This is a genomic window from Stutzerimonas sp. FeSN7 (genome assembly GCF_030263795.1).
Lineage (GTDB): Bacteria > Pseudomonadota > Gammaproteobacteria > Pseudomonadales > Pseudomonadaceae > Stutzerimonas > Stutzerimonas stutzeri.
Window position 1 is genome coordinate 1,008,055 of the sequence record NZ_JARPMN010000001.1, and the last position, 14,376, is coordinate 1,022,430.

At 65.4% G+C, this 14,376-nt stretch carries 12 protein-coding genes; 3 read left to right on the forward strand and 9 right to left on the reverse strand.

Annotation, left to right across the window (positions count from 1 at the left end; genetic code table 11):
* The first annotated feature begins 89 nt into the window (after window positions 1-89).
* Window positions 90-281 (forward strand): hypothetical protein, encoded by a 192-nt coding sequence (locus P5703_RS04565; protein ID WP_011914160.1) that lies wholly within the window; start codon window positions 90-92, stop codon window positions 279-281.
* A 29-nt stretch (window positions 282-310) separates the two neighbouring features.
* Here P5703_RS04565 and rlmF read toward each other — a convergent pair whose 3' ends face one another.
* The 9 genes from rlmF to P5703_RS04610 form a co-directional block, all read right to left on the reverse strand.
* The gene (gene rlmF, locus P5703_RS04570) at window positions 311-1,294 is read right to left on the reverse strand and encodes a 23S rRNA (adenine(1618)-N(6))-methyltransferase RlmF (protein ID WP_239329673.1); all 984 of its coding nucleotides are present in this window, start codon (window positions 1,292-1,294) and stop codon (window positions 311-313) included.
* A 57-nt stretch (window positions 1,295-1,351) separates the two neighbouring features.
* On the reverse strand, window positions 1,352-2,521 hold the full coding sequence (locus tag P5703_RS04575) for a YbfB/YjiJ family MFS transporter (RefSeq protein WP_264885106.1): 1,170 nt from the start codon (window positions 2,519-2,521) through the stop codon (window positions 1,352-1,354).
* Window positions 2,522-2,618: 97 nt separating this feature from the next.
* Complete coding sequence (locus tag P5703_RS04580; RefSeq protein ID WP_095461001.1) at window positions 2,619-4,445, reverse strand: SLC13 family permease; 1,827 nt, start codon at window positions 4,443-4,445, stop codon at window positions 2,619-2,621.
* A gap of 5 nt (window positions 4,446-4,450) precedes the next feature.
* Entirely contained in the window at window positions 4,451-4,747 is a 297-nt protein-coding gene (locus tag P5703_RS04585) for a winged helix-turn-helix domain-containing protein (RefSeq protein WP_095461000.1), read from the reverse strand.
* Between the two features lie 57 nt (window positions 4,748-4,804).
* A complete protein-coding gene (gene nhaD / locus P5703_RS04590) occupies window positions 4,805-6,187 on the reverse strand; it encodes a sodium:proton antiporter NhaD (protein WP_011914155.1) in 1,383 nt (460 codons plus the stop codon).
* A 354-nt stretch (window positions 6,188-6,541) separates the two neighbouring features.
* Window positions 6,542-9,376 (reverse strand): valine--tRNA ligase, encoded by a 2,835-nt coding sequence (locus P5703_RS04595; protein ID WP_125842804.1) that lies wholly within the window; start codon window positions 9,374-9,376, stop codon window positions 6,542-6,544.
* 101 nt (window positions 9,377-9,477) lie between these two features.
* Window positions 9,478-9,864 carry a hypothetical protein gene (locus P5703_RS04600; RefSeq protein ID WP_019406745.1) on the reverse strand — a complete coding sequence of 129 codons (387 nt, stop codon included), beginning with the start codon at window positions 9,862-9,864 and terminating at the stop codon, window positions 9,478-9,480.
* 73 nt (window positions 9,865-9,937) lie between these two features.
* Window positions 9,938-10,357 carry a DNA polymerase III subunit chi gene (locus tag P5703_RS04605; protein ID WP_011914152.1) on the reverse strand — a complete coding sequence of 140 codons (420 nt, stop codon included), beginning with the start codon at window positions 10,355-10,357 and terminating at the stop codon, window positions 9,938-9,940.
* A 67-nt stretch (window positions 10,358-10,424) separates the two neighbouring features.
* Window positions 10,425-11,915, reverse strand: a complete 1,491-nt coding sequence (locus tag P5703_RS04610) for a leucyl aminopeptidase (protein ID WP_014597407.1) — start codon at window positions 11,913-11,915, stop codon at window positions 10,425-10,427.
* 254 nt (window positions 11,916-12,169) lie between these two features.
* On the opposite strand from P5703_RS04610, the gene lptF reads away from it, so the two are divergent.
* On the forward strand, window positions 12,170-13,291 hold the full coding sequence (gene lptF, locus P5703_RS04615) for an LPS export ABC transporter permease LptF (RefSeq protein WP_013983659.1): 1,122 nt from the start codon (window positions 12,170-12,172) through the stop codon (window positions 13,289-13,291).
* Window positions 13,284-14,345 carry an LPS export ABC transporter permease LptG gene (gene lptG / locus P5703_RS04620; RefSeq protein ID WP_285585685.1) on the forward strand — a complete coding sequence of 354 codons (1,062 nt, stop codon included), beginning with the start codon at window positions 13,284-13,286 and terminating at the stop codon, window positions 14,343-14,345. The genes lptF and lptG overlap by 8 nt, the downstream gene beginning before the upstream one ends.
* Window positions 14,346-14,376 lie beyond the last annotated feature (31 nt).

A 14,376-nucleotide genomic window follows, 5' to 3' on the forward strand; every position in this document is an offset into this window, starting at 1 on the left:
GCGTCCCCTGATTTCAGGCACGGCTGTCGCATAACCGTCATCAACAGTTGGTAAATACCTGCCGCACGCAGTCAATGGAGCAATAACCGATGTCCACTCTCACCGAACTCGCCCAGCAAATCGCCAAGCTCTATCCGCTGAAGGACAAGCGCGTCGGCAAGCGATACCGCGTGGTGGGCGAGCTGGCCGGGATGACCGAACTGGAAGAGATCAACGGCGAGCCGCGCTACATCCGTACGCTGGCGCTCAAAGACCGCCAGGTCTGGGATATTGCCGTCTGATGCATCTACGGCGTTGAGCGTCGCCGCGGTCAGGACCGCGGCCAGCGCTCGGTGCGCCAGGCAGCCTGCTCGGCTGCATCGAGAAAGGTCCAGGTGACGAAGCGACTTTTCTTCTGCCCCTGGGCCATATCCAGCGCCTGAACCTGCAGCGCACCCAGGCGTTGCAAGCGCGCCATCAACGGTGCCACGTTGCCACCCTTCGATACCAGCGTACTGAACCGGTAGACCTGCTTGGCGAACGCCACGCTCTCGTCCGCCATGCGCGCGACGAATGCCGCCTCGCCACCCTCGCACCAGAGCTCTGCCGCCTGGCCGCCGAAGTTCAGCTTCGGCAGCTTGCGGCTCGGGTCCAGCTTGCCGAGATTGCGCCACTTGCGCTGGCTGCCGCTGGCAGCCTCGGCCTGCGAGGCGTGGAATGGCGGATTGCACAGGGTCAACTCGAAGCGCTCGTCCGCCGCCAGGATGCCCTTGAAGAGCTGCGTCGAGGTGTCCTGCCGGCGCAACTCGATGGCCTTGTCTAGCCTGTTGGCCGCGGCAATGGTGCGCGCCGAGGCCAGCGCCGTGGCGTCGATGTCACTGCCAGTGAAGCGCCAGCCATATTCGCGATGGCCGATCAGCGGGTAGATGCAGTTGGCGCCGGTGCCGATATCGAGCACCCGGACCGCGGCGCCACGCGGGATGACGCCGGCGTTATCGGCGGCCAGCAGGTCGGCCAGGCCGTGCAGGTAATCCGCCCGTCCCGGCACCGGCGGGCAGAGGTAGCCGGCAGGAATGTCCCAGTGCTGGATGCCGTAGAACTGCCGCAGCAGTGCGCGGTTGAACACCCTTACCGCATCCGGATTGGCGAAGTCGATGCTCTGCTTGCCGTAGGGATTGAGGATGACGTACTCGCCCAGCTCCGGGCAGGCGGCGATCAGCTTGGGAAAGTCGTAGCGGCCGCTGTGGCGGTTGCGTGGATGCAGCACGGCCTTCGGCTCGGCAGGGCGCGGCTGGGACGAGGTTTTGCGTGGCATCGGATCGACTGGAGGTTGGCGGCTGGGCGCGCATTGTCCCACAACCGCCTCGGCTGGCTAGTGCCGGCGCGGCACCATCAGCATCCACAGCAGCCCCCAGAGCAGCGCGCCGGCGCCAAGCCAGAAGGCGCTGTGCAGGCTGCCGCCCATGCCCATCCAGATGCTGGTCAGCCAGGGCGCGGCCAGTTGGGTCAGGCCGTACAGCGCGATCAGTGCCGCCGACAGGCGTGGGCCCTGATGCGGCTGCAGCGCGCGGGCCAGGCGCTGGGTCAGCAGTACGGTGCCGAGGAAGGTGCCGCCGACCAGCACCGCACACAGCAGGATGCCGACGGCCCCCGGCAACAGCAGCGCGGCCAGCACGCCGAGCAGCTGGGTCAGATAGCTCAGGCGCAGGGCGATGTCGTCGCCCAGGCGCACACCCAGACGGTTCCACAACCAGGGCGAGGGCAGGGTTGCCAGCGCCACCACCAGCCAGCTGCCGCCGATGAGAAAGTCGCCGGGCTCCACCTGCAGGCGCGCCACCATGGGCAGAAAGGTCATCGGCAGGATGTAGCCCATTCCGGCGCCGGCGTAGGAGAGAAACAGTGGCGTGCTGGCGCGGTCGAGCAGCTTGCCACTCGGTGTCGTCGCGGACGGGGCGGGGGCCTGCTCGGTTGGCAGGTCCAGCCGCGACAGCTGGCGCCAGCCCCACCAGGCCAGCGGCATCGACAGCAGCGCCGCCGGCCACCAGCGATCGGCGCCCAGCAGGTAACCGTCGCTCAGGCTGACCAGCAGGCTGGACAGGATCAGGCCGACGCAAACCCCGAGGTAGACCAGCCCGCTGGCCGACACGCGTTGCTGTCGTGCCAGCCACTCGAGGATCAGCGAGGGCGCCTGGACGAACACCAGGCCATTGCTGATGCCGTTGGCCAGGCGCAGCGCGGCGAGGGCATCGGCGGATTCGGCCTGGGTCTGCAGCAGGCTGCTGAGCACGTGCAGCGCCAGTGCCCAGGGCAGGCTGCGGCGGATCTGCGCGACGCGGTGCCAGCGCACCGCGAGCAGTGCGCCGATCAGGTAACCGAGGTAGTTCCAGCTGGCGATGCTGGCGCCTTCCTGCACGGTCAGCAGGCCGTCTTCCACCAGCCAGGGCAGCAGCGGGGTGTATACGAAGCGGCCAAGGCCGTGGACGACCAGCAAAAGAATGGCACCGGCCAGCAGGACCGGAAACAGCGCGACGCGTTGAGGCATGGAGTTGTTCTTTTTCGAATGAGGCCTCGAGCTTAACGGCTGTGCCGCTTGCCCGCCATGCCACATTGAGCGTCACGGCGCCCTGCGTGATGCCGTCTCAGAGCGGAAACACCAGCGGTACCAGCAGCACCGCGACGATCATCACCAGCACGGTGAAGGGCACGCCGATGCGCACGAAGTCGCCGAAACGGTACTGCCCCGGGCCGAGCACCAGGGTGTTCACCGGCGAGGAGATCGGCGTCATGAAGGCGGCCGAGGCGGCGAGCGCGACGATCATGGCGAACGGGTACGGCGAGGCACCCAGCTGTTCGGCGGTGGCCAGCGCCACCGGCGCCATCAGCACGGCGGTGGCGGTGTTGGAGATGAACAGGCCGATCAGTGCGGTGAGCAGGAACAGGCAGGCGAGCAGCGCGTGCGGCCCGGCATCGCCGAGCAGGCCGACCAGTCCCGAGGTGGCGAGGGCAATGCCGCCGGTCTTCTGCAGCGCGAGGGCGAACGGCAGCATGCCGACGATCAGCACCAGGCTCTGCCAGTGGATCGCCTTGTAGGCGCTGTCCATGTCGATGCAGCGGAACAGGCCCATGACCAGACAGCCGATCAGCGCCGCCAGCACGTTGGGCACCAGGCCGCTGACCATCAGTGCGACCATCAGCGCCAGGCCGAGCAGGGCGAATGGCGCCTGGTTGGCCGCGGGCGCCACGTCGTCCACCTCCGCCGGCAGGCTTAGCACCAGGAAGTCGCGGCTCAGACCCTGCAGGCGGTGGATGTGCTTCCAGCTGCCGGCAACCAGCAGGGTGTCGGCCGGCTTTAGCTTCTCGTCCACCAGCAGACCCTGCAGCGCCTCTCGATTGCGCCGCAGCCCGACGACGTTGAGCTTGTGCCGGCTGCGAAAACCCAGCTGCTGGATGGTCTTGCCCGGCAGGCGCGAATCCGGTGGCAGCGCCACTTCCGCCAGGCCCAGCTCGCGGGCGTGGTCGGCATAGTAGGAGGTGCTCAGCTGCAGCGGCTCGAGACCGAGTTCGCGGTAGGCACCGAGCAGGCCGATGGCCGGGCTGGCCAGGTCCACCAGCAAGACATCGCCGACGAACAGTTCGGTATTGCCGGTGGCGATCAGCAGCAGGTTGCGCAAGCGTTCGTGGCGCTCTACCGCGATCACGTTGATGCCGTACTCGCTGCGCAGCCGCAGGGCGTCCAGTGCCTGATTGGCCAGGATCGAGCCGGGCAGCACGCGCAGGCGTCGCTCGCGCTCGTCGAGCCGGTAATCTCGCGCGAGATCGGCCAGGGTGTGTCGCGGTTCCACGGCCGGGCCGTGCTTGTCGGAGCCGAGCCAGCGACGTGCCAGCAGCATGTAGCCAATCCCGAGCAGCAGGATCGCCAGGCCGATGGGCGTGAAGTCGAAGAAGGCGAAACCCTCGAGCCCGGCGCGGCGCAGTTCGCTGTTGATCACCAGGTTCGGCGGCGTCGCCACCAGGGTCAGCATGCCGCTGATGAGGCCGGCAAAGGCCAGCGGCATCAGCAGGCGCCGCGGCGAGACCTTCATGCGGTTGGCGATACCCAGCACCACGGGAATGAAGATGGCCACCACACCGGTGGAACTCATCACCGAGCCGAGCCCGGCGACCGCCAGCATCAGCAGCACCAGCAGGCGCGTTTCGCTGCTGCCCGCGGCGCGCATCAGCCAGTCGCCCAGGCGGTAGGCGACGCCGGTGCGTACCAGGCCGTCGCCGATGACGAACAGTGCGGCGATCAGCACCACGCTCGGATCGCTGAAGCCGGCCAATGCCTCCTGCACGCTGAGCACGCCGGTCAGGGGCAGGGCGACCATGGCCAGCAGCGCGACCACGTCCATGCGCGGCCTGTTCAGCACGAACAGGCCGACGCAGCCGGCCAGCAGGGCGAGGACCAGAAGCAGATCGCCGTTCATGGCAATCAGGGGTAATCGAGGATGGCTTTGATCTGCGGCAGCTGGCGTTCGATCCAGCTCCTGTCTATGGCGCCCCAGTCGCGGATCAGGTAGCGCCCGGCGTTATGCCGTTCGCCGTCGTCCTGGACGAAGACGCAGTCGATATCCAGGTCGGCGAGGGCGGCCAGGGTGTCCTGGGCGGTACGGCGCGGCATACCGGTGGCTTCCATCAACGCCGGGACGCTGCAGGCGGTGCCGCTGTCGATCAGCCAGGCGACGTAGAGTCGGCGGTAGAAGCTGGTTTTGGTCTTGCTGACGGTCATGGAAGGTCCCTGGCCAGGTCGTCTGTGGGGACAGCGACCTGGCCGGGCTCGCTACGTTCAGCGCAGGGCGAGCATGCCGATGTAGGTCGCGGCGCCCGCAGTGTAACCGAGGAAGGCCAGCAGGCTGACGCGCTTGATGTACCAGGTGAAGCTGATCTTCTCCATGCCCATCGCGGCGACACCTGCGGCCGAGCCGATGATCAGCGTGCTGCCGCCGGTGCCGGCGCAGTAGGCCAGCATTTCCCAGAAGTTGCCGTCGACGACGAACTGCGACATCCAGCCGAGTTCTTCTGCAGCGGTAGCCGCCAACATCTTCTCGCTCACCAGCGGGTACATCTTCATCGCACCGGCCACCAGCGGCACGTTATCGACCACGGCCGAGAGCAGGCCGATGGCGTAGTTGATCGCATAGATATGGCCCAGCGACTCGCGCAGCGCGGTGGCAACCTGGGTCAGATGGCCCGCGGTGGCCAAGCTGGAAACCGCCAGCAGGATGCCGAGGAAGAACAGCACGCTGGGGGTGTCGACCTTGCGCAGCACGCCGACCACCGAGAGCGGGTGCTTGTCCTCGGCATTCTTGTTGCGGTGGATGAATTCGGTGGTCACCCAGAGCACGCCGAGGCCGAAGAGAATGCCCATGTACGGTGGCAGGTGGGTCACGGTCTTGAAGATTGGCACGAACAGCAGGGCGGCGAGGCCGAGACCCAGCACCAGGTTGCGCTCGAAAACGGTGGTGGTCGGCGGGTGCTTCTCGGCCAGGTGGGCACGCGGCCGCGGCCGCGGAGCTTCGCCGCGCAGGGTGAAGCTGAGGATGATCAGCGGCACCAGTAGGCAGACCAGGCTCGGCAGGAACAGGTTGACGATCACGCCCGAGGCGGTGATCTGGTTGCCGATCCAGAGCATGGTGGTGGTCACGTCACCGATGGGCGACCAGGCACCGCCGGAGTTGGCGGCGATCACCACGACGCCGACGAACAGCCAGCGCTCCGGGCGACCGCGGATCAGCTTGCGCAGCAGCGAGACCATGACGATGGTGGTGGTCAGGTTGTCCAGTGCCGCGGAGAGGAAGAAGGTGAGGAAGCCGACGATCCACAGCAGGTGCACGCGCTTGCGGGTCTGGATGCGGTCGGTGATGGCCTTGAAGCCCTCATGGGAGTCGATCAGCTCGACGATGGTCATCGCCCCGAGCAGGAAGAACAGGATCTCCGACACTTCACCGAGGTGGTGGCGCAGCGCCTCGACCACCACGGCCGACGAATCTGCCGGATCGTGGCTGCCGTGTTGCAGCAGCGGGAGGATATGGTCGGCACCCAGTACCAGAATGGTCCAGGTGAGCACCGCGGTGAGAATCGCCGCAGCGGCCTTGTCGATCTTCAGGGGATGCTCGAAGGCTATGCATAGATAGCCTATGACGAACACGACAGCCATGAGTGCATACATCGGAGGGACTCCATCTTGAGGAACCTTGCCGGGCATGCGGACGTGGCGACGCAGCCTCGGCGGCTGGCAGGGGCACGATTGGCTGTCGAAGGTGAAACAAGTCGAGGCGGTGGTCTGCCCAGGGGAACGGTGCGCGTTCGGCGCCGTGCATCGGCGCTTCGCAGCGGGTGCTCATTTCACATCGTCGAGCGGTTCGTTTTGGCTATAACGGCCTGCCAGTATGTAAAGGGGTGTTTCATGTGCGACATAGTGTATCAGCGATGCCGGTAATAACTTGTCATCAATCAAGATGACCGCCATAAGCAAAAAGGCCAGCACCTTTCGGGCTGGCCTTTCTGTTTTGCCGGGCTCGCGTCAGAGCGTGGCGATGCGGTCGCGCTGTTCCTGCAGCTTGGCCTTGGCCTGTTCCGCCTCGGCCAGTTTGGCGCGCTCCTTGTCGATCACCTCGGCCGGCGCCTTGTCGACGAAGCCGGCGTTGGACAGCTTGCCGCCGACGCGCTTGACCTCGCCGTCCAGGCGCGCGATTTCCTTGTCCAGGCGTGCCAGTTCGGCGTCCTTGTCGATCAGGCCGGCCATCGGCACCAGCACCTGCATGTCGCCCACCAGGGCGATCGCCGAGAGCGGCGCTTCTTCGCCGTCGCCGAGCAGGCGTACGCTTTCCAGCTTGGCCAGTTTCTTCAGCAACGGCTCGTTGTCGGCCAGACGGCGCTGGTCCTCGGCCGAGGCGTTGCCCAGCACGACGTCGATACGCTTGGCCATGGAGATGTTCATCTCGCCGCGGATCTGGCGAATGCCGAGCATGAAGGCCTTGACCCACTCGATATCGCCTTCGGCGGCTTCATCGATGCGCTCCGGGTTGAATTCCGGCCAGGGCTGCAGCATCAGCGTCGGCCCGGACTTGCCGGCCAGCGGCGCGACGCGCTGCCAGATTTCCTCGGTGATGAACGGCATGAACGGGTGGGCCAGGCGCAGTGCGGTTTCTAGCACGCGCACCAGGGTGCGACGGGTGCCGCGCTGGCGTTCGACGCTGGCGGTCTCGTCCCACAGCAGCGGTTTGACCAGCTCCAGATACCAGGCGCAGTACTCGTCCCAGATGAACTCGTAGAGCGCCTGGGCGGCCAGGTCGAAACGGAAGGCCTCGAGCTGGCGGGTCACTTCGGCTTCGGTGCGCTGGAGCGCGGAGATGATCCAGCGATCTACCGAGGAAAGCTCGACCGGCTCACCATTGACGCCGGTGTCCTTGCCCTCGGTGTTTTCGAAGACGAAGTTGGCGGCGTTCCAGATCTTGTTGCAGAAGTTGCGGTAACCCTCGACACGACCCATGTCGAACTTGATATCGCGGCCCGTCGACGCGAGGGAACAGAAGGTGAAGCGCAGGGCGTCGGTGCCGTAGCTGGCGATGCCTTCGGGGAATTCGGCGCGGGTCTGCTTGGCGATCTTCTCGGCCAGCTTGGGTTGCATCATCCCGCTGGTGCGCTTGGTCAGCAGTTCATCGAGGGTGATGCCATCGACGATGTCCAGCGGATCGAGCACGTTGCCCTTGGACTTGGACATTTTCTGCCCCTGGCCATCGCGGACCAGACCGTGCACGTAAACGGTCTTGAACGGAATCTGCCCGGTCAGGTGGGTGGACAGCATGATCATCCGGGCGACCCAGAAGAAGATGATGTCGAAGCCGGTGACCAGCACGTCGGTGGGGTGGAAGGTCTTGAGGAACTCGGTCTGCTGCGGCCAGCCGAGGGTGGAGAAGGTCCACAGGCCGGAGCTGAACCAGGTGTCCAGCACATCCTCATCCTGACGCAGCTCGACGTTGTTGCAGAGGTTGTACTTGCTGCGTACCTCCACTTCGTCGCGGCCGACATAGACGTTGCCGGCTTCGTCGTACCAGGCCGGGATGCGATGGCCCCACCAGAGCTGGCGGCTGATGCACCAGTCCTGGATGTCGCGCATCCAGCTGAAATACATGTTCTCGTACTGCTTGGGCACGAACTGGATCTCGCCGCTTTCCACGGCTGCGATGGCCTTCTCGGCCAGCGGCTTGGTGGAAACGTACCACTGGTCGGTCAGCCAGGGCTCGATGATGGTGCCCGAGCGATCACCGCGCGGGACCTTCAGCGCGTGGTCGTCGATCTTTTCCAGCAGGCTCATGGCCTCGAACTCGGCGACGATGGCCTTGCGCGCATCGAAACGGTCCATGTGGGCATAGCCGTCCGGCAGGCTGCCGTCGATCTTGTCGTTCACCGTGCCGTCGATGTTGAACACCTGGGCGCGGGCCAGCACGCAGGCGTTCTGGTCGAAGATATTGATCAGCGGCAGCTGGTGGCGCTTGCCGACTTCGTAGTCGTTGAAGTCGTGAGCGGGGGTGATTTTCACGCAGCCGGTACCGAACTCGAGATCGACGTAGTCATCGGCCACGATGGGGATCAGGCGGTTGACCAGCGGCAGCATGACGTGGCGGCCGATCAGGTTCTTGTAGCGCTCGTCCTCGGGATGCACTGCCACGGCGGCGTCGCCGAGCATGGTTTCCGGGCGGGTGGTGGCGACCACCAGGTAATCCAGGCCATCGGCGGTCTTGCAACCATCGGCCAGCGGATAACGCAGGTGCCAGAGGTGACCCTTCTCGTCGTGGTTTTCCACTTCCAGATCGGAAATGGCGGTGTGCAGCTTGGTATCCCAGTTGACCAGACGCTTGCCGCGATAGATCAGGCCGTCTTCATGCAGGCGTACGAAGGCTTCCTTGACCGCCTCGGAAAGGCCGTCGTCCATGGTGAAGCGCTCCCGCGACCAGTCCACCGAGCTGCCCAGGCGACGGATCTGCCGGGTGATGTTGCCGCCGGATTCTTCCTTCCATTGCCAGACCTTCTCGAGAAACTTCTCGCGTCCCAGGTCGTGACGGCTGGTGCCCTGCGCGGCCAGCTGCCGCTCGACCACCATCTGCGTGGCGATACCGGCATGGTCGGTGCCTGGCTGCCACAGGGTGTTGCGGCCTTGCATGCGGCGCCAGCGGATCAGCGCATCCATGATTGCGTTGTTGAAGCCATGGCCCATGTGCAGGCTGCCGGTGACGTTCGGCGGCGGAATCATGATGGTGTAGGGCTCGCCGGAGCCTTGTGGGGCGAAGTAATTGTTCGATTCCCAGGTCTGGTACCAGGAAGTCTCGATGGCGTGCGGCTGGTAGGTCTTGTCCATGCGGCGGGACCCTTAAAACGGCTGGTCGGAAAAACGGGCAAGTATAAAGGCAAACGGCCGCGAGATTTAGCGGCCGTGCGGATTAACTACGCATTCACGGGTCAGCTGCGAGGCGGGGGTGTGCGCACCAGCCGGTCGATCCGGCTTTCCAGGCGGCGCTTGAGCTCGGCTTCGATCTGCGGCACGAAGTCGTCGATCACTTCCTGCAGGATCAGGTTGGCCGCGGTGCGCAACTCGTGATCGATATGCCGCTCGGCCAGCGAGCGGAAGGCGCTGCGCACGCTGGTTTCCCGCGGCTCGTCGTCGCTGGGGGTGGCGGCTGCGATGGCCGGCCCGGGTTCGACGATATCGGACAGCAGCGGGATGCTGTCCGGATCCACGGGGGCGCCTGTTGCGGCGGTGTCGGGGAAATCGTCGCCGAGCAGCGCGCGAATGGATTCGAGATCGCTCAGCAGTTCGGCGGGTTTGTTCGGGGCTTTCGGTGTCATCTGCGTGGTTCCGGGCTGGTGCATCCCGGCTGTTTGCCAGGGGGTATCCCTTGCTGTCTAAAGATTGGAGCGGTTAGAGCTCGACCCTTTGTGGATCATAGCCCTGGCGCCGATACAGGCGAAAATTCTCCCGGCAGGCGGTCAGCAGCTGCGGCTCCTGGTTGACGATCTCGATGACACGGCTGAAACGGTCGATATGCGCCGAGAGTGTCGGTGCCAGGTTGATCAGCAGGCCCTGGGCGGTCGGTGGTTCCTGTTCGAGCCCGATGACCACTGGCGCCTGCACCTCCTCGGCGTACTGCTCGTGCGGGATGAAACGTTCCGCGCGAAAGCTCCAGAGCAGCTCGTCGAGCCGGGTCGACTGGTCCTCGTCACTGCAGCGGACGAATACCTGCAGGCCATGTTGCCAGCCTTTGGCTGCCAGCTGGCAGGCCGCGCGCAGCCGCCCGAGCGGGTTGTCGTCCGGCAGCACGTAGAACTCGATGCGTGTCATGGACGTGCGCCCGCCGGCCCGGCGAGCGCGGGGCCGTGTCGGCCGCTGTCACGCGCGGTGATCGGGCTCATCCGTTGATCCGGTCCAGCAGATACTGGGTCAGCAGGGGCACGGGACGGCCAGTCGCGCCTTTTTCCTTGCCGCCACTGGTCCAGGCGGTGCCGGCGATGTCCAGGTGGGCCCAGGGGTACTTCTTGGTGAAGCGCGAGAGGAAGCAGGCGGCAGTGATGGTGCCGGCCTTGGGCCCGCCGATATTGGCGATGTCGGCGAAGGGGCTGTCCAGCTGCTCCTGATACTCGTCGAACAGCGGCAATTGCCAGGCGCGGTCGGCGGCGCTTTCGCCGGCCTGCAGCAGCTGCTGGATGAGCTCGTCGTTGTTGCCGAGCAGGCCCGAGGTATTGCTGCCCAGCGCGACGATGCAGGCGCCGGTCAGGGTGGCCACGTCGACCACGGCTCGCGGCTCGAAGCGCTCGGCGTAGGTCAGGGTGTCGCACAGCACCAGTCGGCCTTCGGCGTCGGTGTTGAGGATCTCAACGGTCTGGCCGCTCATGGTGGTGACGATGTCACCCGGGCGAGTCGCGCCGCCGCTGGGCATGTTCTCGGCGCAGGCCAGCAGGCAGACCAGGTTGATCGGCAACTGCAGTTCGAGCACGGCCTTGAGCGTACCGAGCACGCTGGCGGCGCCGCCCATGTCGTACTTCATCTCGTCCATGCCCAGGCCCGGCTTGAGGCTGATGCCGCCGGTATCGAAGGTAATGCCCTTGCCGACCAGTGCGTAGGGCTTGTCGCCCTTCTTGCCGCCGTTGTACTGCAGAACGATGATGCAGCCCGGCTGGTCGCTGCCCTGGGATACCGCGAGGAACGCGCCGGCGCCGAGCTCGCGCAGTTTCTTTTCGTCCAGCACATCGAGCTTGACGCCCTTGTAGGCCTTGCTCAGCTGCCGGGCCTGATCGGCGAGGAAGGTCGGGTGGCAGACGTTCGGCGGCAGGTTGCCCAGGTCGCGGGTGAAGGCCATGCCGGTGGCGATCGCCGAGGCCTCGCGGGCGGCACGCTCGACGCCGGCCTGTTCGGCCTTGTCGCAGAGCAGGATGATCTTCTGCAGTGCACGCGGTTCGGCCTTCTTGCTCTTGAATTGGTCGAACACGTACTGGCCGTCGGCAACGATTTCCACCAGCAGGCGTGTGCGGGCATAGCTGTCGCGCCCCTTGACCTGCACGTCCTGCATGGCGAAAGCAGCATCGCCACCACCCAGATTCTTGATGACCGCCAGCGCTGCATTGACCACTTTGCGCCATTGGCGGCTGTCGAGTTCATCCGCCTTGCCGGTGCCGACCAGCAGTACCCGCTCGGCCTTGAGGCCCGGCAGGCCGTGCAGCAGCAGCGTCTGTCCCGGCTTGCCCTGGATGTCGCCCCGCTTGAGCGCAGTGCTGAGCGCGCCAGCGCTGGCGCTGTCCACGCTCTGTGCGACGCTGCCGAGCTGGCAGTTCTCGCCGAGCGGCAGGATCAGGGTGGCGGTCTTCTGGGTGGAGGCTTTGGCGCTTTTGACAACAAATTCCATGACGTGGTGTCCCCAAGACAAAGAGTCGGGTTTGCAGGATAATGCCGGGCTTATTTTCCGGTGGTTCGCCTGTTCGGTCGTTACTTGACGACTGCGCTAGGCTAGAAACGTTGCAATCGCCTGAGCTTGTCAGTGATCGCGACGACGCGACTTGCGCGCCATTACCAATTTCCAACGGTCTGCTGCGGCGGGCCGGCAACTGGCGGCTAGTTTGAGCGTTGCCGCCAGAGCCTGACAACCCTGGAGTGTCTGGTTTGATCGTCTTTCGTTACCTGTCCCGAGAGCTGCTGATCACCATGAGCGCGGTCAGTGCCGTGCTGCTGGTGATCATCATGAGCGGCCGCTTCATCAAGTATCTGGCCCAGGCTGCGCAGGGGGTGCTCGATCCGGGCGTGCTGCTGCTGATCATGGGCTTCCGCCTGCCGGGCTTCCTGCAACTGATTCTGCCGCTGGGGTTGTTCCTCGGCATCCTGCTGGCCTACGGGCGCCTCTATCTCGAAAGCGAAATGACCGTGCTCTCGGCCACGGGCATGAGTCAGCGACGCCTGCTGGCCTACAGCCTGGCACCGGCAGCCCTGGTCGCTGCGCTGGTCGGCTGGCTGAGCCTGGGCCTGGCGCCGCAAGGCATCGCCGAGGTGGATCGGATACTCAATCAGCAGGATTCGCTGACCGAGTTCGACACCCTGGTGCCAGGGCGTTTCCAGACCCTGCGCGGCGGTTCGCGCGTCACCTATACCCGTGAGCTCTCGGCCGACCGCAGCGAGCTTGGCGGTGTGTTCATTTCCGAGACCAACGTTTCGCGTCAGACCGGCAAGGAGAGCGGGCTGTCCGTACTCGTCGCCGAGAGCGGTCGGCAGGAGATTCAGCCGGACGGCAGCCGGTACCTGATTCTGGAAAATGGTTATCGCTATGACGGCAACCCGGGGCAGGCGGATTACCGTGCGATTCAGTACGACACCTACGGTGTGCTGCTGCCCAAGCCGGAAGTGAGCATGGAGCTGAGCGAGCGCGAGGCGATGCCGACCCGCGAGCTGCTGGGTAGCGATAACCTTCGGCACCGCACCGAGCTGCACTGGCGGCTGTCGCTGCCGCTGCTGGTATTCGTCGTCACCGTGCTCGCCGTGCCGCTGGCCAAGGTCAATCCGCGGCAGGGGCGCTTCCTCAAGCTGCTGCCGGCCATCCTTCTGTACATGACCTATCTCGCGCTGCTGATCGCCGTGCGTGGTGCGCTGGACAAGGGGCGCCTGCCCATGGCGCTGGGTCTGTGGTGGGTGCACGGGCTGTTTCTGGCGATCGGCCTGCTGATGCTGTTCTGGGAGCCCATCAGGCTGCGAATGAAGAAGCGTCGCGCGCAGCTGGAGGTGGCTCGTGGTTAAGCTCGATCGCTACATCGGTATCCACGTCTTTCTCGCCATCCTCACGGTGCTCGGCATCATCGTCGGTCTGGCGCTGCTGTTCGCGTTCATCGACGAGCTGGGCGACGTCCAGGGCAACTACGGTCTGGGCGACGCCCTGCAATACGTCCTGCTGACCTCGCCGCGCCGGTTGTACGACATGCTGCCGATGGCGGCTCTGATCGGCTGCCTGATCGGTCTCGGCACGCTGGCCAGCAGCAGCGAGCTGACCATCATGCGCGCGGCCGGGGTTTCCCTGGGGCGCATCGTACTGTCAGTGATGAAGCCGATGCTCGTTCTGCTCGTCGCAGGAATTCTGATTGGCGAGTATGTTGCGCCGCTGACCGAAGACATCGCCCAGGCCAGGCGCTCCCTGGCGCAGGGGGCGGGTGAGGCGCAGAGCAGCAAGCGCGGCTTGTGGCATCGTCAGGAAAACGAGTTCGTGCACGTCAACGCGGTACAGCCCGGCGGTGTGCTGGTGGGGGTCACGCGTTACCGCTTCGACGAGGAGCGTCGCCTGCTGTCCTCCAGCTTCGCGCGTCGCGCCAGCTATCAGGGCGATCACTGGCGGCTCGAGAACATTGCCACCACCCATTTTCGTGGTGATCACACCGAAGTCGCGCGCGCGTCCGAGGAGCGTTGGGACGTCCAGCTGACACCGCAGCTGCTCGGCACCGTGGTGATGGAGCCGGAGGCGCTGTCGATCACCGGCTTGTGGCGATACATTCACTATCTGGGCGAACAGGGGCTGAACAACAGCCGCTACTGGCTGGCGTTCTGGACCAAGGTCCTGCAGCCGGCGGTCACCGTGGCGCTGGTGCTCCTGGCGATTTCCTTCATCTTCGGGCCGCTGCGTTCGGTGACGCTGGGGCAGCGGATCTTCACCGGCGTGGTCGTCGGCTTCGTGTTCCGGATCATTCAGGATCTGCTGGGGCCGGCGAGTCAGGTGTTCGGTTTCTCGCCGCTGCTGGCGGTGGTGTTGCCGGCCTGTGTCTGTGCGCTGATCGGCACCTGGTTGCTGAGGCGCGCCGGCTGAGGCATCGCCGTCGCGCATGGCGACGGCGACC

Bases quoted from the DNA above. Each gene is read 5' to 3' on its own strand.
- P5703_RS04565 (WP_011914160.1), top strand. From the start codon at position 90: ATGTCCACTCTCACCGAACTCGCCCAGCAAATCGCCAAGCTCTATCCG.
- rlmF (WP_239329673.1), bottom strand. From the start codon at position 1,294: ATGCCACGCAAAACCTCGTCCCAGCCGCGCCCTGCCGAGCCGAAGGCC.
- P5703_RS04575 (WP_264885106.1), bottom strand. From the start codon at position 2,521: ATGCCTCAACGCGTCGCGCTGTTTCCGGTCCTGCTGGCCGGTGCCATT.
- P5703_RS04580 (WP_095461001.1), bottom strand. From the start codon at position 4,445: ATGAACGGCGATCTGCTTCTGGTCCTCGCCCTGCTGGCCGGCTGCGTC.
- P5703_RS04585 (WP_095461000.1), bottom strand. From the start codon at position 4,747: ATGACCGTCAGCAAGACCAAAACCAGCTTCTACCGCCGACTCTACGTC.
- nhaD (WP_011914155.1), bottom strand. From the start codon at position 6,187: ATGTATGCACTCATGGCTGTCGTGTTCGTCATAGGCTATCTATGCATA.
- P5703_RS04595 (WP_125842804.1), bottom strand. From the start codon at position 9,376: ATGGACAAGACCTACCAGCCGCACGCCATCGAGACTTCCTGGTACCAG.
- P5703_RS04600 (WP_019406745.1), bottom strand. From the start codon at position 9,864: ATGACACCGAAAGCCCCGAACAAACCCGCCGAACTGCTGAGCGATCTC.
- P5703_RS04605 (WP_011914152.1), bottom strand. From the start codon at position 10,357: ATGACACGCATCGAGTTCTACGTGCTGCCGGACGACAACCCGCTCGGG.
- P5703_RS04610 (WP_014597407.1), bottom strand. From the start codon at position 11,915: ATGGAATTTGTTGTCAAAAGCGCCAAAGCCTCCACCCAGAAGACCGCC.